The 16,805-nt window shown below is 68.5% G+C and carries 17 protein-coding genes and 2 pseudogenes; 8 read left to right on the top strand and 11 right to left on the bottom strand.

What is annotated here, in order from left to right; genetic code table 11:
* Nucleotides 1–1,443: hypothetical protein (locus ACFVXJ_RS25905; RefSeq protein WP_389665165.1), on the bottom strand; the 1,443-nt coding region annotated here is incomplete at its 3' end.
* A 336-nt stretch (nt 1,444–1,779) separates the two neighbouring features.
* On the opposite strand from ACFVXJ_RS25905, the gene ACFVXJ_RS25910 reads away from it, so the two are divergent.
* A complete protein-coding gene (locus tag ACFVXJ_RS25910) occupies nt 1,780–2,406 on the top strand; it encodes a hypothetical protein (protein ID WP_389665214.1) in 627 nt (208 codons plus the stop codon).
* Nucleotides 2,403–3,056: a hypothetical protein gene (locus ACFVXJ_RS25915; protein WP_389665167.1), complete on the top strand. Its 654-nt coding sequence runs from the start codon at nt 2,403–2,405 to the stop codon at nt 3,054–3,056. Before ACFVXJ_RS25910 ends, ACFVXJ_RS25915 begins: the two co-directional genes overlap by 4 nt.
* A gap of 258 nt (nt 3,057–3,314) precedes the next feature.
* Here ACFVXJ_RS25915 and ACFVXJ_RS25920 read toward each other — a convergent pair whose 3' ends face one another.
* From ACFVXJ_RS25920 to ACFVXJ_RS25935, 4 genes are all read right to left on the bottom strand, one after another.
* Nucleotides 3,315–3,896: a TetR/AcrR family transcriptional regulator gene (locus ACFVXJ_RS25920; protein WP_389665169.1), complete on the bottom strand. Its 582-nt coding sequence runs from the start codon at nt 3,894–3,896 to the stop codon at nt 3,315–3,317.
* Between the two features lie 66 nt (nt 3,897–3,962).
* Nucleotides 3,963–4,853: an SDR family NAD(P)-dependent oxidoreductase gene (locus ACFVXJ_RS25925; RefSeq protein WP_389665171.1), complete on the bottom strand. Its 891-nt coding sequence runs from the start codon at nt 4,851–4,853 to the stop codon at nt 3,963–3,965.
* A 393-nt stretch (nt 4,854–5,246) separates the two neighbouring features.
* Complete coding sequence (locus ACFVXJ_RS25930) at nt 5,247–5,984, bottom strand: hypothetical protein (RefSeq protein ID WP_389665173.1); 738 nt, start codon at nt 5,982–5,984, stop codon at nt 5,247–5,249.
* Nucleotides 5,985–6,030: 46 nt separating this feature from the next.
* Nucleotides 6,031–6,591: a hypothetical protein gene (locus tag ACFVXJ_RS25935; RefSeq protein ID WP_389665175.1), complete on the bottom strand. Its 561-nt coding sequence runs from the start codon at nt 6,589–6,591 to the stop codon at nt 6,031–6,033.
* Nucleotides 6,592–6,929: 338 nt separating this feature from the next.
* On the opposite strand from ACFVXJ_RS25935, the gene ACFVXJ_RS25940 reads away from it, so the two are divergent.
* On the top strand, nt 6,930–8,612 hold the full coding sequence (locus ACFVXJ_RS25940) for an Imm49 family immunity protein (RefSeq protein WP_389665177.1): 1,683 nt from the start codon (nt 6,930–6,932) through the stop codon (nt 8,610–8,612).
* Nucleotides 8,613–8,642: 30 nt separating this feature from the next.
* On the opposite strand, the gene ACFVXJ_RS25945 is transcribed toward ACFVXJ_RS25940, so the two are convergent.
* From ACFVXJ_RS25945 to ACFVXJ_RS25960, 4 genes and pseudogenes are all read right to left on the bottom strand, one after another.
* Nucleotides 8,643–9,392, bottom strand: a complete 750-nt coding sequence (locus ACFVXJ_RS25945) for a nuclear transport factor 2 family protein (protein WP_389665179.1) — start codon at nt 9,390–9,392, stop codon at nt 8,643–8,645.
* 50 nt (nt 9,393–9,442) lie between these two features.
* Nucleotides 9,443–9,925, bottom strand: a complete 483-nt coding sequence (locus tag ACFVXJ_RS25950) for a helix-turn-helix transcriptional regulator (protein ID WP_389665215.1) — start codon at nt 9,923–9,925, stop codon at nt 9,443–9,445.
* A gap of 90 nt (nt 9,926–10,015) precedes the next feature.
* Nucleotides 10,016–10,141 (bottom strand): annotated as a pseudogene (locus tag ACFVXJ_RS25955) (transcriptional regulator); the annotation flags it as partial.
* A 126-nt stretch (nt 10,142–10,267) separates the two neighbouring features.
* Nucleotides 10,268–10,759 carry a MarR family winged helix-turn-helix transcriptional regulator gene (locus ACFVXJ_RS25960; RefSeq protein WP_389665181.1) on the bottom strand — a complete coding sequence of 164 codons (492 nt, stop codon included), beginning with the start codon at nt 10,757–10,759 and terminating at the stop codon, nt 10,268–10,270.
* A 46-nt stretch (nt 10,760–10,805) separates the two neighbouring features.
* Between ACFVXJ_RS25960 and ACFVXJ_RS25965 the strand changes: the two are divergent.
* The 4 genes and pseudogenes from ACFVXJ_RS25965 to ACFVXJ_RS25980 form a co-directional block, all read left to right on the top strand.
* Nucleotides 10,806–11,100: pseudogene (locus tag ACFVXJ_RS25965) on the top strand (IS5/IS1182 family transposase); the annotation flags it as partial.
* 230 nt (nt 11,101–11,330) lie between these two features.
* Nucleotides 11,331–12,101, top strand: a complete 771-nt coding sequence (locus ACFVXJ_RS25970) for an alpha/beta fold hydrolase (RefSeq protein WP_389665217.1) — start codon at nt 11,331–11,333, stop codon at nt 12,099–12,101.
* A 171-nt stretch (nt 12,102–12,272) separates the two neighbouring features.
* Nucleotides 12,273–12,599 carry a hypothetical protein gene (locus ACFVXJ_RS25975; protein ID WP_389665183.1) on the top strand — a complete coding sequence of 109 codons (327 nt, stop codon included), beginning with the start codon at nt 12,273–12,275 and terminating at the stop codon, nt 12,597–12,599.
* A gap of 105 nt (nt 12,600–12,704) precedes the next feature.
* Nucleotides 12,705–12,857 (top strand): hypothetical protein, encoded by a 153-nt coding sequence (locus tag ACFVXJ_RS25980; protein ID WP_389665185.1) that lies wholly within the window; start codon nt 12,705–12,707, stop codon nt 12,855–12,857.
* A 17-nt stretch (nt 12,858–12,874) separates the two neighbouring features.
* Here ACFVXJ_RS25980 and ACFVXJ_RS25985 read toward each other — a convergent pair whose 3' ends face one another.
* Nucleotides 12,875–14,296, bottom strand: coding sequence for a hypothetical protein (locus tag ACFVXJ_RS25985; protein ID WP_389665187.1), 1,422 nt, complete (start codon nt 14,294–14,296; stop codon nt 12,875–12,877).
* A 737-nt stretch (nt 14,297–15,033) separates the two neighbouring features.
* On the opposite strand from ACFVXJ_RS25985, the gene ACFVXJ_RS25990 reads away from it, so the two are divergent.
* Nucleotides 15,034–15,519, top strand: a complete 486-nt coding sequence (locus ACFVXJ_RS25990) for a hypothetical protein (protein WP_389665189.1) — start codon at nt 15,034–15,036, stop codon at nt 15,517–15,519.
* 63 nt (nt 15,520–15,582) lie between these two features.
* Here ACFVXJ_RS25990 and ACFVXJ_RS25995 read toward each other — a convergent pair whose 3' ends face one another.
* Nucleotides 15,583–16,170: a dihydrofolate reductase family protein gene (locus tag ACFVXJ_RS25995; RefSeq protein ID WP_389665191.1), complete on the bottom strand. Its 588-nt coding sequence runs from the start codon at nt 16,168–16,170 to the stop codon at nt 15,583–15,585.
* Between the last annotated feature and the right edge of the window lie 635 nt (nt 16,171–16,805).

Consider the following 16,805-nt stretch of genomic DNA (forward strand, 5'->3'; position numbering starts at 1 on the left):
GCCCGCGGCCCGACCCCCACCCCCTCCGGGGGGGGCCGCGCCGGCCCGCCGCACCCCCACGTCCAGGACGTCCGGGTCGAGCAGCAGGTGGTCCGGGGCCGGCAGCCGGCCGCGCAGCTCCGTGTCGAGCGCGGCGATCAGTCGCTTGCGCTCGGGCGCGGACACCGGCCGGCGGGTGTCGTCGGTGATCCAGGCCCGGCCGAGTCGGTTGACGAACACGCGCTGCTCGCCGGTCTCCTGCTCACGGTTGTGCAGGTGCTGGCGCACCGACAGCAGCACCCGGCCGGAGACGTCGGCTACGACCTGCTCGGCGGCGGCCACGACGAAGTCGCGCTCGTCCTGGGTGAGGGAGTCTCGCAGTAGCTGGTCCAGGCGGCGGAAGAGCTTGCCGGGCGCGGCCTTCAGCAGCTCGACCGCGGCAGTGGTGTCGCCACGGGCGAGCAGCTCCTCGACCCGGCCGTCGAGGGAGCGCACCGTCTTCTCGCCACGGGCGACGGCGAACACCTCGGCCGCGTGCGGCCACTGCGGGTACTCGTGCGGGTGCAGCCGCTCGCCGAGCCGCTTCCACATCTCGCGGTCGGCGGGCACGTCGGCGAGCTTGGCCGGCGCCGCGGCGACGACCGCGTCAAGGCCCGCGAGCAGCGCCCGGCGCACCGATCGGGGCAGGGTGCGCAGCCGTGTCGGCTCCTGCAGGGTCACGTCACCGCCCACGAGCGCGCAGGCCAGGCGGAGCACGTCGGTGACCGTGTCCAGCAGCGGGCTCGCACCGGCCATCAGCCGGGCCTGGTTGACCACGGCCCGGTTCTCTCGTACCGGGATCTCCTCGGGCTGCGGCCCGTCGACGCAGTGGCCGGCGAGATCCTGCAGGTCGCGCAGGCCGTCCTCACCGAGAGGGGTGGCACTGCCCGTCAAAGCCAAGTAGAGCGAGGTGATTTCGTCATCGAGGGCGCCACCCAGGTGGAGGACCGTCACACGGTCTCCCGCCGCGGTGATCAGCTCGTCCTGGTGCGCGAGCATCTCGGCGTAGGTGTGCCGGTAGTTCCCGTAGGACGGGAGGGTGAGCAGGTTCACCACCCCGGTGCTCAGCTGCTTCAGGACGCTCGCGCGCGTGCCGTCGTCGGCGAGCGCGTCGGCGATGCACCGCATCCAGAAGTCGTAGGTGTCCGGCACATTGGCGGGGAAGTCGATGAAGTACACGTTGTGCCGGACGTGGTCACCGACCATCTCACGGACGGTGCCCAGCGTCCGTACGGCGATCTCGACGACCGCGCCCTCGGAAAGCCCCGAGAGGTGGGCGAGCAGCTCGGCCGAGAGTTTGAAGCCCGCGGACATCAGCGCGGCGTCGAACTGCCGCGCTGCGGCAGCGCCTTCCCCGACGGGTCCTGTGGGGCAGGGGATGCGGTGGGTGTGCCGGATGACCAAGGGTTCGAGTCGGTGGACCATCCCGGGATGATCCCAGGGCGGAGCGAGCCGCCGCACCCGGTTTTCCCGGTGCGGGTCCCGTGCCCGCACAGCCCTACCGAAGCGGCCCGTCGCCCAACCACCCACCCGACCGCAGGACCCGAACGGCGACAGCGAAGGGCTGAACGCGTGCCCGCGAACCGGTGCAGCCGGGTCTCAATACCGACCTGCCGCGGAACGTGACCTCCGATCGCGGGAAGATCCAACAGCCGCTGCGTCACCCGAGTCACGCCCCGGCAGCAGCGGTCACCCTGAGCCGGCTACCGCAGCCAAATCCCGTGGCCGGGTGGCACATGGGGCCGGCATCATCCCCATGTGATGGTGATGCAAGCCGTTCTGGAGACTTTCGCCACCGACGACTTTTCGCTCTGGCCGGTTCGCGAGCAGGAGTCGCACGGCTACCTCGTTCTGGACCGGAAGCTGACTCCGGCGGAGGTCGGCACGGCGGTCATGCGCATCGCCGGCTGCAACAACTGGGAGCCGGAGGAGGAGCCCGGGCCGCGCCCGACCGACCCGCTCGGCACATTCCTGCACGGGCTGCTCACCATGCCTGATCCGTTCGCCACCGGCGGGTTCCGGGTGACCGACAACGCCACCAACACCGTCTTTGTCGAGCCGGGCTGCTGCAACGGGCTGGAGACCTGGCGGGACTGGCTGGAGGTGCTCGACGGCACCGGCTGCGCCTCCTTCGGCCACGATCCGTCCTCGGTGGCCGAACGCGTTGGCGACACCGTCCGGCTGATGCTCGACGCCTACGGGACGGACGGCAGCCCGGTGATCGAGTTGTCGGTAGACCGGGTACGCACGCTCGTCACCGGTGCCCAGCAGGATTTGCAGGACTTCCTCAGCCTTGCCGGAACCTGGGCTGAACAACACCTGCCGGCACATGCCACCGCCGTCACTGCCGCCCTGGCCCGGGCACTGGACCTGGCGCCCACGAAATGACCAGCTTCCTGACCCACCGAGCGCACGTGCACGACGCCCGCCTGCCCCTCCGTCGTCGGCACAGCGCGCTGCGGACCTGCATCACCCTCTTCGCCCCGTACGGCTTCCGGGCGACGTACCACCACGTCACGCTCAGCGCCGGGATCCCCCGGCGGCTGGAGGCGGATCCGGACGCGCTGGTGCGGGCGGTGGAGGAACTGCATGAGGCGCGGGTGCTGTGGCTCGCGCGAGCGGATGAGTACGCCGCGCAACGCCGGGCGGAGAAGCGGGCCGGGCGGCAGGCTGTACCGCGCCCGCGACCATGGTGGTTGCGGAGCAGGTGGGACGGCCCGGACCACGCCTGGCGCCAAGACCCGTTTCGCCACCCGTCGCTGCGGCTGTGGGACTACGTCCGGCGACAGAACGCGATTCTGGACGGCGCCGAGCTCCCCGGCTGCCCGGCCTGTGGGGATGAAGGGCCTCGGCGGCTGAGTTCGACCGGGCACGGCTGGGTCGAGGTGTGCCGTGGGTGCGCGTGGGTGCAGGCGCCATGTCGGTGCGGGCAGCGGCACCGGTTCGTGCCGGAGATCCCGTTCAGCTGGAACGGGATCTGGCAGCGGGCGCACATGAGCGATGACGGCATGCCGAACCCACATTGGCCTGCGGGCTGAGGTCGTCCCGTAACGATCTCCGCGTCCCCTCAGGCACGGCCGGCTTCCGGGCGGCCTGCTGCGGTGACCAGGCAGCGACGGCCCGTTGGACGCCCACCCCGGCCGCGTGCCCGTCGGTCAGCATGCGGAGTGGTTGACGGCTCAGCCCGCCGCCGGCGAAGCCGGCCGGCCAACTCAGAACCCCACGCTGACCGCCCGGTGCCTGCCCGGTGCCGCCAAGGCGGGGCACCGGCTCCCGCTCGCCGACGCGGAGGCAGCTCACGCGTTCGGCGGTGTGGCTCGCAGGCCGCCGAGCAGTGTGGCCAAGTAGCGGTGCGCGGTGTCGAGCCGGTCGGCGGAAGAGCCGCTGTGGACGTTCACGGCGTAGGCGATGCCACACATGAGCGGGACGAGATCGGCGGCGGCCAGGTCGGGGCGGACCGCTCCGGCGTCGCGGGCCCGTTCGAGGAGGAGGGTCCCGGCCGACCCGAGCGACCTCTTGAGTTCCGTAGTGCGCGGCAGCGCGTCCGTGGCCGCGGCGGTGACCGGGGACAGCGAGGCGTCGGTGACTTGCGCTTCGACGGTGCGGATCAGGAATCCCTCCAGCGCGCGCCAGGGGTCGGTGTCGGCCAGCGCCCTCTCGCCGTACGCGGTCAGGGCTTCCAGGCAGGGGGTGGCGACAGTTTCCAGCAGTGCTTCGGGTGTGGCGAAGTGGCGGTAGACGGTGCCGACGCCAAGCCCCGCACGGCGGGCAACGTCGTTCAGCTGCAACGGCGTGCCCTCGTCGACCAGGCCGCGTGCGACCGCGACGATCTGGTCCCAGTTGCGAGCCGCGTCCTTGCGCAATGGCGTCTGCGTCATGAGCGCAGTCTAATTGGATAGCCCATCCGGATGGTCCTGCGGCCTGCGTCGTGACCGTATGCGCGGTCATGCGGCCGAGAGGGGGGCGTGCCGTTCGCTGAGTCGGCGTACTGCCTCGGCGACGCGGGGATCGGTTGCCGCGCGAAACGGCGTCACGGGGCGAGCTTGCGCGCCGATGACGATGCCGGTCCGACCGGTCAGGGCCTCGTCGCCGGCGGCGAGGACCGAGGGCCTGGCAGCCACCGAAGCCGAACCCGACGTCGAGCGTTCGAATGTGCGCCGCACCAGTGGCCACAGCATCCGCAAGGCGGGCGAGACGATTTTCGGGTCCGTCAGCGTGCCCTTGGTCATGTCGGTAGCGGCGCCTCCCGGATCGGCGGCGAACACCGATACACCCGTTCCGTCGAGCCTCGCGGCCAGGTCGAACGTGTAGGCGAGATTGGCGAGTTTCGCGCGGCCGTACCAATGGAAGCCGTAGTAGCCACCGGGCGGCTCAACAGCGTCGAACGCCCGCTTCGCGACTCTCACCGCCCCCGAGGTCACGTTCACGATTCTGCTCGGCGTACTGGCCGCCAGGGTGGGGAGCAGCAGTTCGGTCAGCAGGTACGGCGAGAGGTGGTTGACGACGAAAGACGCCTCGACACCGTCGATGTCCCGTCGATCCGCGAACATCGCCCCGATGTTGTTGACCAGCACGGTCAGCGGCTCACCCGATGCGGCATGGTCGCCGGCGATCCGCTCGGCGAGCGCCCGCACCTCGTCGAGTGAGGCAAGGTCGGCGGACACGAACCGCCCGGGGTGTTCGGGATCCGTGGCGTTGATCCGGTCGACCGCCCGGGCACCCCGGTCGGCGTTGCGTCCTACCACGGTGACCGCGAACCCGGCGGCAGCCAGCCCCAGCGCCGTCTCCAGACCGATGCCGGCCGTTCCCGCCGTGACCACAGCAGTCTTCTTCATACGTGCCCCCATCCCGGTAGATCCGGATGACCCATCCGCTTAACGTGAAGGTAGCACGAATCGGATGAGATATCCGTTTGGGGTTCCGGTCGACCGCCCAGCGGAAGCCGGGCACGATCGCCGTCGCCCTGTTCCAACAGGGCGACGGCGGTGATCGCAAGGCGGCGGACGAACTGCGCCGCCCTTCGGCGATATCGCAGTTTCCGCCTGTCCCCCTCAGCGAGACGGGGCAGGTCCAGCTCGGTGCGCCGGATCGGTACGTCTCCGCTCCGGCGGGACGAGCAGAGGACCCCGTGGTGGGACTCCACGGCCGGCAGGGACATCACGTCCAGGGCCCGCCCGACACCGGGGCCGCCTATGTCCCGGCCGCCGCGGTGGTGGGTGAGGCACCGGTCAAGGCCGGGCCAGAATGTCGGTCACCCGGTGCGCGTAGATCACCCGGCCGCATGGGGAGCCGGGGTCCGTGCAGGTCGGGTCCGTGGAATCCATGCGGTGCTCGGTCAGCGACCACAGGTATTGCGTACCGCCGCCCGGCACGCCCTGCCCGTGCTCGAAGGACAGGTCCTCCGGACCGACCGCGTTGGTGATGTTGGCGCCGTAGTCCACCAGCCGGCCTCCGGAGACGGTCGCCCGGCGCAGGCTGCCGCTGTGGGTGGTCCAACTGCGGTTGAAGTAGTACATGCCGTTGTAGCGTGCCGCGCCCTGGGTGAGGTCACGGGGCAGGTAGAACGCACCCGTCGCGCTGACCACACCGTTGGTCGACCGCAGCAGGCCGGTGGCGTCGTCGATCGGCAGCGCGCCCACACGGCCCTTCTCGGGGTGCGCGTCGTCTGAGTCGCAGTACTCGCCCATGATCAGAGCCGGAGCGGCGGACGCGCTGCGGTCGACGGAGATGTAGGACGCCTTCGGCGCTCCGGTGGCCGCACAGGTCCCCGCGGAGGAATTGCCCTGGGCGCTGACGAACTTGTACGAGGCCACCTGCGGCATCACATACCGGTACGTGTAGCCGTAGTAGACGTTGTTCTGTCGGCCGATCTGCGTTTCGTCCCGGACGTTGCTCTTCAGGCCGTCCAGCGTGGTGTCGTCCACCGATGCGTTCTGGTCCGGGTTGAGGTCCAGGAGGGAACGCATGTCGAAGACCCGCAGGCCGTTGAGGGTGTCCGCGACGTAAAGGTAGTTACTTGTACCAGGCGATGCCGCCCGCGTGGACGTCGACCGCCTTGTAGGAGACATGGCCGTAGCTGTTGTAGTACGGCTCCACCAACAGGACGTGACGGTACCGCCGGCCGTCGGGGTCGCCCGGTACCGCGGTCTCGGGGTCGAGAAACGACAGCCGCACGCCCTTGCCGCCGACCTTGTCGTACCAGGCGGTGACCAGTGGCTTGCGGGTGCCCCACAGTTCGTCGGCCTGGGCGTCCGAGACACCGGTGATGCCCTGCGGTACCCAGTCCTCGGTGGTGGAGTCGCCGGGATCCCAGCAGAGCTTCCTCGCGGGGGCCAGCACCTTGCCGTCGTCGCCCGAGCCGAACGGGTCCGTGGTGCACGACGCGCCCGTCCGCGCGACCCGGTTGCCCTGGTCGAGCAGGTCCTGCACGCCCTGTGCGGGCAACGCCGCTTTCAGATCGGCCACCTGACCGCTCAGGTCCGGACCGGACTTGAGGTTGAAGGAAGACGCGGTCGCCGGGTCTCCGGGGGCCGCCTGGGCGGGGGAACCGATCACCGGAATCGAAAGGGCCACCGCCACTGCGGTGGCGATCCAACCGGCCTAGCGGCCATGGGACTTACGGGGTGGCATCACTGCTTCCTCGACCTTCGCTCTGGGGAGAGAGCGAGATCATACGTACGTCGGCCACCGGACACGCACGCACCGGGGAAGTCCGGCCGGGGTCTGCCGGGTGACCACCGGACCCCGGTCACAGTAGGCAGGCGCTGGTCTGTCAGATCTCGCATCTAGGCTTGTCGCAGAGATCGAGCAAGGAGCGGGCAGTGCGAATAGAGCGTCACCAGGTAGGCGGGGCCGCCGTGTCGGCAGCGCGCGATGACTTCACGAACCGCATCGGGGGCCAGGTGCGTTCCATGTCGAGGGCCGGCCGGATTACCACCTACGAATGGCAGTCGATCGCCGACGAGTTCCTCGGCTACCTGGGCGCCCTCTCCGTCGAGACACCCGACCTCGACACCGCGGAGGCCAAGGCAGCGCTGAAGGACGCCTCCGAAGCGGCGGCCGGCGCCGTCGCCTACGCCGCCTACCACCCGCACTGCAGCTTCCACGTCTTCCTGGAGTACGTGAACTTCGGTATGAGCTACGACCCGGGTGACGACTCCCCTGAGGAGAGCGTGACGCCCGGGGAGTGGACCGACGCGCTCTGCCTGACGGTCCTCACGGACAAGGCCAAGTGGCACGGCGAGGCCTTCCACTTCGCCCGCGACAAGTTCGCCGCGCAGGCGCAGGGCACGCCCGCCGGAGAACTCGCCACCGGATTGATGGCCGTGGTCCTGGACGACACCGGCGACGACGAGGAGTACCCACCAAGCGCGCGAGCCAAGCTCACCGCCATCGAGGCTGCGCTGGACCGCATCCGAGCCCGCGCCGCAGAGACCGGCGAGCCCTTCCTGGACCGGCCGGACAGCGCGGCGCTCCACGCGCTGCGGGCCTTGGTCGCCGAGGACCGCGAAGCCTTCGATGCCGCGCTCGCCGATCTCCTGACCAGGCACGCCAACCTCCACGGCCCCGCCGCCTCCCCCAGCACGCTGCTGCCCCTTGTTCCCCTTGCTCTCGCCGCCCTCGCGTACCGGACATTGGGCTGGGCGCCCGCCGTCCGCACGCACTACCTGCCGTACGCCTTGATCACCGGCTTCGAGACCCGGGGCCCGCGGGTCGCCGGATTCGGCCGAAACCGGCGGCCGGACGCTGTCGCCGCGCTTGCCGCGGGCCCGCTGGTGGTGGAACGGCCGGACTGCGAGCGCGATGGGATCCCGCGGGTCGAGGCCATGTACGAGGAAGACCTTCGGGAGGCGTTCGCTGCCGTCGAGGGAAAGCCCCTTGCTGTCTGGCGTCTCGGCAGCGTCATGGACGATCAGGCACGCCTGTTCAAGTGGCGGGCGGGGAACCCCGGCGACGACACGGACGCCCAGCTCGCAACCCTTCGGCTGGCCTCCCGAACGGGGGCGGCCATGTTCCGCATCGCTCTGGCCGAGCCGGATTCCGAGGTCGAGGTGACCATCGCCGAGCGCACACTGCGCTATCCGGCCGACCGGGGCGAAGAACTCGGTGCCGGGAACTGGCAGACGGCCGTTGCCTTCGCCTTGATCACCGGCATACGCGAGGACCTCGCCCCGCTGGTCCTCACCGGCCCCACCTTCGCCCGCCCGGATGGCTCCGCCTTCGCGGCGTACCGCGAAGCCCTCCACTCCTACCTGAAGGGCGCCGACCCCGAAGCGGCTGCGCAGCGGGCGTTGCAAGAGGACGAGAAGGCCAGGGACTGGGGCTTCGCGATGCCGCCGGCCGTGCTGCTGTCGCAGCTCGTGGAGGGTGACGAGGAGAGCTTCAACCTCGCCTTGGCCGACGCGCTCGAAGCCCACCGCGACTACTACCAGGTCGCCGACCGGGCCGATGACCCGGATGCGTCCGTCAACCTCGACATCCTCGCCCTGGCCTGTCACGCTCGCCGCCGAGGCTGGGCCATCCGCGTGGAATCCCCCTACCTGCCGCAGGATCTCTTGCAGGCCGCCGAACCCTTCCGAATCTTTCAGAACTGATTCAAGTCATCAGGTAGCTGGGGCACTTGTTCAGTACCGGAATGGACGAGTGCCCGTCAGTGACCACCCGCGCACGAACCGGCCGGAGCGCACTGTCAGGAGGTCGACGCCGCCGACAGAGGCACCGTCCGCCCCGGTTTCAGCCGTCCAGAGAAACGCTATGTGCCCACGCTCGAGGTCGACGACGGGCTGCCGATGCACCGTGAAGGCGGCTGGGCTGTTGGATTCGGCCTGTCGCTCGATCAGGTGGGCCAACTCGGCGGGGCCGTGCGCGTCGCCGTCCGGTCCGGCCCCCCAGAACAGGTGGAAGTCGTCCGTCACCACCTCCGTGACCGGCTCGGCCCGGCCGTTGCGGAGCTGCACCCAGCGCCGGCACAGGTCATCGATCGCGGCAGGGTCGGTTCGACCGGCCGCCTCGGATCCTGGATCGGGTTGCTCACAACGCCGCTCCGCCACGAACGTCCAGTTCTCCCGGATGCGGTCTTCCTTGAGAATGTTGACGTCGATGCCGGTCAGTACCTGACCGTCGGCCTTGCGTACGTCCCACAGGTATGCGAACCGGTCACCGGCGTCGACGAATACCCGCGGGCTGAAGACGTTCACATGCCGGGCGCGGTACCCGGCAACGAACCGTTCCTGCTCCTCCGGGCCGATCACCGTGTCCAAGTCGGCGCTGCGATTCGACCACTGCGCGCAATCGTCGGACATCAGGCCGTATGCCAGGGCGGGATCTTCGTTCCACATGCGACACCACGTGATCATGCGCTTCTCGTTGTCCATGAGGAACAGCATCACCGGCCCTCGCGACACCGTCCTGTCGGTGTTTCAGATCACCGACTGAACGGTTCGGCGTCCAAGCGCCTCAACTCGGCTCTCCACTGTGGTTCCCGGGACGCCACTCGTTCGTCCGACAGCTCCAACGAGGCGATCCGGTCGAGGTGGAAGCCTCGGACCGCAGATCGTAGCCGGCACCACGCCGCCAGGTACCAGCCGCTCGGCCCCCACAGCAGCCCCAACGGCTCGACGTCGCGCGTCGTCACCGCGCCGGCCCGATCGGCGTAGGAGAGATGAAGGACACGTCCGGAGACCACTGCCTCGACGAGGATCCCGCTCGTCACATCGCTCCCGCCTGGCGCGTGGTCCCCGACCCGGTATACGAGCCGCGCGAGCGCTTCCTCCCGCTGTCGCACGTCGCTGGGCAGCACCGCCAGCACCTTCTGACCGGCGCGGCGTGCGGCTGCCGCGAACGGCGTGGACCCCGCCGTACGAAGCGCGACGCTGATGGCGAGGGCCTCAGCGGCGCTGAGCGTCACGGGCGGCAGCGTGCGGTCCCGGTCCAGGCTGTATCCCCCGGCCCGACCGGCGTCACTGCGGATCGGTAGGCCCGACTGCCTCAGCGCCTCCAGATCCCGTTCTATGGTCCGCACGCTGACCTCGAACCGTCGCGCCAACCACGGAGCACTGCGTGGCCGTGGCGCCACCGCTCGAAGCTCCTCGACCAGTGCATACAGGCGATCGGTGCGGTTCACGGTCCGAGCCTATGTCAGCTGACGTTTCGGCAGCCTGTCTATACGCCACCGGCAAAGCCGGGCCGGGCGTGGTCGAGGTTCGCACAGCGTCCGCACTTGGCCTCTTCGTCGAACTGTCGCGCGAGGCTAGGAGTGCCTGTCGCCCTCGACGTTGGCGATCATCCTGCGCAGCACCTTGAGTGCTGTCACGTAATCGTCGTCACTTATGCCCATGTGGACCACGGTGCGCAGCTCGGTCACCAGCTCGCGCAATCCCACCCTGGCGGCCTGCCCGGTGTCAGTGAGGTGGAGGCGCTGCTCGGCGTCGATGTGCAGCCAGCCACGGTGGAGCAACTGGTCGACGACCCGGGTGATCTCGTTCTGCCCGTCCGCAAGGGGCGACAGCTGGGCGACCACTTCCTCGCGGCTCGGCGCCGCCGGCCCACCGTTCACGCGGTTGAGTACCCAGTACTGCGGCTGCGTGACGTCGACCCTGGCCATGGCGTCGCGCAGATGCCGTGTGACGGCCGAATGAGCCAGGCCGCTCCAGTAACCGACGGGCTGAGTGGCCAGCATGTCGTCGGTAGCGGCCGGATCGGCCGGCGCCTGGTCAGTGGAGGTTCCAGTCAGCTCTTCCATGATCGCGACGCTACACGCCCCGTGCGGATGCGTACATGCCGAATGAAAGCACGCATTTTCCGATGGAACTGACCGGTGGTGTTGTACGCGGCCGGCCGGTGTGAGTGCCAGGCATCGGCTCGTGTTCATCGACCGAGTGAGCGCCACACGCATCCAGTTGCGCCATGACCTGCGGCACGCGGTCCGGCGTTGCTCTTGGGAGTCGACCGCTCCACAATCAGCCGGGAGATCGGCGACGTCAGGGGTCTGCCCGTCGCCCGAGGCTTCACGGTGCCCGACCACCCCGGGTCCGGCTGCGAACTCCGGCGGACATCTTCGCCTACGCCCAGGCCGAAGGCGTCTCGTCCCCGACCGCACCGTCACCCCCTGACAACGGCCATCCCTCAGGCCATCACATCGGCGCCGCGATCACGCACCAGGTCGTTACAGCCGACGGCCAGTCACACGGCTGCCCGTACCTCGCGCCGGTCTCTGGTGGGTGCCGGTATAGGCGAACAGGAACGGCCGGGCATTGGGGCCGAACCAAGGAGGCATTACGCTCGTGATCCACAACGAGTCGGGGGAGTTCAGGATGCGAAGTGCCGTCGTCACGCCGGAAGGCGACCGGATCCGCTGGGTCGAACTGCCCGGGGCTGAACCGGCCCGGGTCTACGTGCACGGGCTGGGGGCCACTTCGCCCGCTTACTTTGCGGCGAGCGCAGTACATCCGCTGCTCACCGGGCGACGGTCTCTGCTGATCGACCTGCTGGGACACGGGCACAGCGACCGGCCCGAGGAGTTCTCGTACACGCTGGAAGCTCATGCCGACGCTCTCGCCGCCGCGCTGGAGCAGGCAGGCACCGGCGCCGCCGAACTGATCGCGCACAGCATGGGCGGAGCCGTCGCGATCGTACTGGCCGACCGGCACCCCCACCTCGTCTCCCGACTGGTGCTGGTCGACGCCAACCTGGACCCGATCCCGCCCCACCCCGCCGCCGAGGGCAGCAGTGGACTCGCCGCCTATACCGAGCAGGAGTTCCTGGCCGGCGGCTGGACCGAGGTACGAGACCGGGTCGGCGCGCACTGGTGGTCCACGATGCGGCTGGCGGGCCGCATCGCCCTGCACCGCAGCGCCGTTCACCTGGCCGCGGGCACGACGCCGACGATGCGCGAGCTGCTACTGGAGCTGAAGATCCCGCGCAGCTACCTACTCCCGGCCGAGGACGGCCACTTCCCCGGAACCGAGGCTCTGGAGGCGGCCGGAGTGGCGGTCGTCCCCATCCCGGACTCCGGGCACAACATCATGCTCGACAACCCCGACGGCTTCGCCCGTGCCGCCGCGGACGCCCTGGCCAGGGACTAACTGATCGTTACACAATGAGGTCTGGAGACGGCGAGGTATATGAGGTGCAGCCGGTTCAAGCGAGGGCCTGTCCGGTCTGCCCCATGCAGCTCCGTCTTGCGGCCTGACCCACGACGGCCGGCAGCCTCACAGGCTCACCCGCTCGACCTGGGCACCGTGCATAGTTACCTCATGGATCGATTCGCTGGTCAGGCCCGCCTCGAATGGTGGGCCAATCAGTCGACTTGCCTCGAGATGTACGACATCGACATCACCGTCACTGTCGACGCGGTCGGCACATGGCGGGCAACCGGTCGGCATGTCAACGCCCTCGACACGACCCAGCACGAGGGCTGGGACTTCCTCATGGAGATGGATCCCCACTTCTCCATTACGTTTCCCGGCGAGGATCGCGGCGGGATCGTGGTGCGAGTCGTCGAGGCCGAGAATGGAACCCTCTCGCTCACGGAGGCACCAGACTGGAACGGCTCCGTAAACGTCACCTTCGACCTCACCTGAGCTCAGCCCCGAAGGGCAGGAACCCGACTTCGGGCCCTGCCACCGACTCCGGCATATCGCCCCCTACCGATCTTTCAGAATGAAGTGCGTAGGCGGCGAAGGCATATGAGGCTGCAGGCCAGTGTCAAGGCCATCGGGCCCCAGCGCGGCCAGTTGTTCGCCGGGGTCGCGCCGATGGTTCAACTCCTCGTGGGCGGCCTGGGCTCCCTCGTTCATCTGGTGGAGAACGGGCACATCGGGTGGTGGCTCGGTAGCTGAGGTCCCACGGTGCCGATTCAGGGGCGGGCCGGCTTGCGTACGGACACGAGGACGTTCTTGTTGTCGTTGCGGGTGAGGAACACGCCCGCCCCGTCTGCGGTGTGGGCGTAGGGGACCTCCGTCCCCGCCTCAAGGGGTTTCGCGTTGCCGCTGGGGGTACTCAGGTCCAGTTGGGCGAGCACGTTTGTGCCGGCCGCCGAGGCGTCGGGCACTCCCCCGTACGCGGTGCCGTTGTCTTGGATAGAAGCCACCGCGATCGTCTTGCGGTTGCCGTCCCCCTGCAGGCAGATGCCCCGCTTGTTCTTGAGGTCGAAGGCTACGGAGCCGGCGGCCAGGTACTGGCCGCTCGGAGATGAGACCAACGGGTAGTCGCGGATGGGTTTGTCGCTTCTGGCGACCTCCTGGCCGCAGACCAGTCGGGCCTGAGGCGCTCCGGTGCGCAGGCCGTGGACTGACCACACGGGGGTGTCGCCGGCCGACGCCGCTTGCCAGCTGATGAGGGCGTGTCCGGCCGCGACGCCGTAGACGCTGCCGTTCCAGAAGCCCAGGAAGCCTGCCTTGGCGCCGATGCCCTCAGGGGTCACGGTGTCGCTGAAGTAGCGCCCGGGGATGCCGAAGCCTCCTCCGCCCATGGCGACGAGAGGACCGTCCGCCGTGGCGGCGACGACGCGGCTGGTGTTGCACATGGGGGCGGTGCGGCACTGGGTCAGCAGCCGGTCGGCGTCCTGCTGGACCGCCACTTCTCCGGTGGTCACGTTCACGGTCGCGCCCCGGTTGGGAAAGAACCCGGTTTCCCCCCAGGCAACGAGCAGCCGGCCGCCCGTTGCCTGGACGTGGATCTCGCCGGGGTCGGCCGACACCGGCACGTCGATCTCCCGCAGGGGCTTGACCGATTCCCCTTTCGCGTCCGCCGGGAAGATCGCGAGGCGCACGATCTCGGCGCCCTCGTGTAACTGATCCTTGCCACGCAGGCCGTGGGCATAGGCCACAACGTATCCGCGGCCGTCGACTTCCACGCCTGTCACGTCCGGGATCTCTGCAGGCCCGTCGGAGGAAGCCTGGGCTTCGGCTACCGGGGTCGGTACGGACCAGGGAGCAGACCGCCAGGCCAGCTTGCCGCTGCTTGCGCGAGCGGAGATGGTGTAGCCGGCGGAGGAGGCTTGCATGAACGCGACGGTCTGGGACCGAGGTACCACCGTCACTGGAAGCGTCGTCACGGACTGCGGTACCCACGAGAGCACCTCGTCCCATCCCTGCGTGGCATCAAAGGAGGGCGGCACGCTCAACTTCGTGAGCGGTGCGGTGGCCTTGGTGTCATCGAACCACCCTGGCGGCTTGTTCCCCGCGGTGTCAGTACCACTGGAGCAGCCTGTGGCCAGTAACGCCAGCAGAGCTGCTGCGGTCATTGCGTGTGCCGTGCGCATCTTCTCATCCTCCACGGGCTGCGGCGATCTTCGCCAGGACAGTAGCAAGCTGTTACGACATGTCATCTGAGTGTTGGTGTAGGTTCCGATTTGGCTTGCCGCCTGGCGCTGCGCTGACCTGCGGCTTTGATGGTTGTCCAGGTGACTTGTCAGCGCATTCGTCCAGCGAACGTGTCGGATTCTTCAGCGGAGACGGCCCGTTCGGGCAGTGCACGGACCCACCTGATGGTGGCTATGAGTGAGAATGCTGCGCATGACGACTTGAAGAGCACCGACTGGGCGGCAGCGCTGGGTCAAGGTCGCGGCCTGGGACACGGTCAGGCACGGCGATCGCCGAATCTGCGCTGCCTGCGGGACACCCGTCCGCTCCTACCAGTTCCGTCTCTATGAGCCTGAGTCCTCGATGTTCGAGCGGTGCGTCGGCTTGGCATGGTGTTCCGGGTGCCGGATCTACTCCGGTGCGATGGTCCAGATTCCCCGAACGCGTGTCCTCGTCGACGCGCTGGTATCCCTGCCTGCGGACGAGTGTGTTCGACTGCGCCGCAGCGAGGCGGAACTGATCGACTATCTCGATCGCCAAGGCGACCGGTAGTCGTGATCCACATCCAGAGGGTGACCGGTGACTTGATTCGCTGTTCAGGACGCATCGGACGCGTCCGGAAGTTGGCCTGAGGTTCGCGCTTTGCCCAGGGAGCCTGCTCTTGGAGGTAGGCCGCCGTCCTGTTGAAGCGGTGCATCCGTAGGATGGCGTCATGACTGCCGATGTCCCGCTCACCCGAGAGTCGTTCCGGCGGCTCCAGCCGATCAACGTACCCAGCCCGGTCTCTCAGTTGCCGGATCGTGTCTGGACTGACGAGGATTGGGACCGGATCCGGCAGGGTTATCGAGCCCGGGACATGGATGAGAAGTGGAACGTCTTCGCTGAAGGCGCTGTCCTGTTCATGCATCGGAGTTGGACCGGCCACGGTGTCTATCAAGTGACCTTTGCCCCCGTGGCTGGCGGCGGGAAGAAGATCGCCGCTGCTCTGGTGGAGGCCGATGGTGAGCGTTATCGGGCCATGGGCGACGAGTATGACTGCCTGATGATGGAGCTGATCATCAGCGCCATCGTCCTTGGAGAGCCCGCCGCCGACCTCCGGGCCGGTCTCGTGGAGTTGACTGCGCGGTCTTCGGGGAGGAGCGATCTTCCCTCGGGCGTGGTGGAACACAGTGTTCTTGGGTTGCGCTCGGGATCGTAGGCGTTCTGGAGCGCTCTCCAGCCTTCTTGGCATGCTTTTGTCCAGAAGGGGCTGTCGGCTTACTCAGGCCGCAGTGCGGCGTTGAGTGGGTGACTCCCACAGTCGTAGTCCGGAGCCGAGCTTCATCGGTGAGACAGCCACATGCATGGTGTCGACGAGGTCGGCGTCGAGAAACTCCCTGATGGTGCTCACGCCGCCGCCGAGCCGGACGTCCTTGCCCTGCGCCGCCTCGCGGGCCTGCTCCAAGACGGTGGCGGGGTCGCCGTCGACGAAGTGGAACGTGGTGTCGGACAGCGTGAACGAAGGACGCTTGTGGTGGGTCAGTACGAATACCGGAGTGTGGAACGGGGGCTCGTCACCCCACCAGCCCTGCCAGGCGAGGTCCTGCCAGGGCCCGCGCTGGGGGCCGAACTTGTTACGGCCCATGATCTCGGCGCCGATGTTGTGGGCATAGTCGCGCGTGAGGTAATCGTCCAGGCCCCGGCTCCCTCCAGGGGCGGTGCGCATGGGCCAGCTCGCCGTGGCACCGGCCCAGGCGAACAGCCTCGCGGGATCGACATGCCCGAACGGCTTCTCGAGGGTCTGCTCCTCACCGGCACCGATCCCGTCACTTGAGACGTTGAAGTTCTGGACCCGCAGTAGCTGAGTCACTTGCTCCTCCTGTGCTGTCGACAATGGTGGTAAGACTCGCCGGGCGGAGAAAACTCGTCGGTGCTCTCGTGACCGGTCAGAAGTTGCCATCAAGAGGCGAGGCGGACACAGCGTGATCCGACCACAACGCCCGTACTTCCTGCTTGGTAGCACGTCCCTCACTCTCAGCCCGGTCGTTTTGCCGTGTCGAGGTGGTGAATGACGCGAGGCCGCCTCACTCCAGGACTGGCAGCCGGTAGCGGCCCGGCGTCGCGCAGCCCTCGTAATGGACCGGATTCGGGATTTGTATCAGTCGGGTATCCGTCGGGTATCAGGGAACGCTTCATTACCCGTCGAATCGGTCGACGAGTCCGTCCCCGGTGACGGGAGGCCGCGGGCCGACGCCGCGGACCCGACACCTGTCCGAGCCGCTCCACCCCGTCCGACCTGCGGATTTACTGGTGGAAGGGATGCTGAGGGAGCGATGCGGGTCCGCCGTGTGACACGGTTGCCGGGTCCGGTGTCTGCCTTATCGTTCCTTTCAGGTCGCCGGTCGCGCGCTTGGTGCGTAAGGGACCGATGCCGCACCTGAACCGTCGAACAATCCGAGCAGGAGTGATCCGCCCGTGTCCTCGCCCGCCCCGGCTCCGCCCTCA

The sequence above is a fragment of the Streptomyces sp. NPDC058279 genome (assembly GCF_042881255.1).
GTDB lineage: Bacteria > Actinomycetota > Actinomycetes > Streptomycetales > Streptomycetaceae > Streptomyces.

Coding starts and splice junctions, on each gene's coding strand:
- ACFVXJ_RS25910 (WP_389665214.1), top strand. CDS start 1,780: ATGGTGATGCAAGCCGTTCTGGAGACTTTCGCCACCGACGACTTTTCG.
- ACFVXJ_RS25915 (WP_389665167.1), top strand. CDS start 2,403: ATGACCAGCTTCCTGACCCACCGAGCGCACGTGCACGACGCCCGCCTG.
- ACFVXJ_RS25920 (WP_389665169.1), bottom strand. CDS start 3,896: ATGACGCAGACGCCATTGCGCAAGGACGCGGCTCGCAACTGGGACCAG.
- ACFVXJ_RS25925 (WP_389665171.1), bottom strand. CDS start 4,853: ATGAAGAAGACTGCTGTGGTCACGGCGGGAACGGCCGGCATCGGTCTG.
- ACFVXJ_RS25930 (WP_389665173.1), bottom strand. CDS start 5,984: ATGCGTTCCCTCCTGGACCTCAACCCGGACCAGAACGCATCGGTGGAC.
- ACFVXJ_RS25940 (WP_389665177.1), top strand. CDS start 6,930: ATGTCGAGGGCCGGCCGGATTACCACCTACGAATGGCAGTCGATCGCC.
- ACFVXJ_RS25945 (WP_389665179.1), bottom strand. CDS start 9,392: ATGGACAACGAGAAGCGCATGATCACGTGGTGTCGCATGTGGAACGAA.
- ACFVXJ_RS25960 (WP_389665181.1), bottom strand. CDS start 10,759: ATGGAAGAGCTGACTGGAACCTCCACTGACCAGGCGCCGGCCGATCCG.
- ACFVXJ_RS25970 (WP_389665217.1), top strand. CDS start 11,331: ATGCGAAGTGCCGTCGTCACGCCGGAAGGCGACCGGATCCGCTGGGTC.
- ACFVXJ_RS25975 (WP_389665183.1), top strand. CDS start 12,273: ATGGATCGATTCGCTGGTCAGGCCCGCCTCGAATGGTGGGCCAATCAG.
- ACFVXJ_RS25980 (WP_389665185.1), top strand. CDS start 12,705: ATGAGGCTGCAGGCCAGTGTCAAGGCCATCGGGCCCCAGCGCGGCCAG.
- ACFVXJ_RS25990 (WP_389665189.1), top strand. CDS start 15,034: ATGACTGCCGATGTCCCGCTCACCCGAGAGTCGTTCCGGCGGCTCCAG.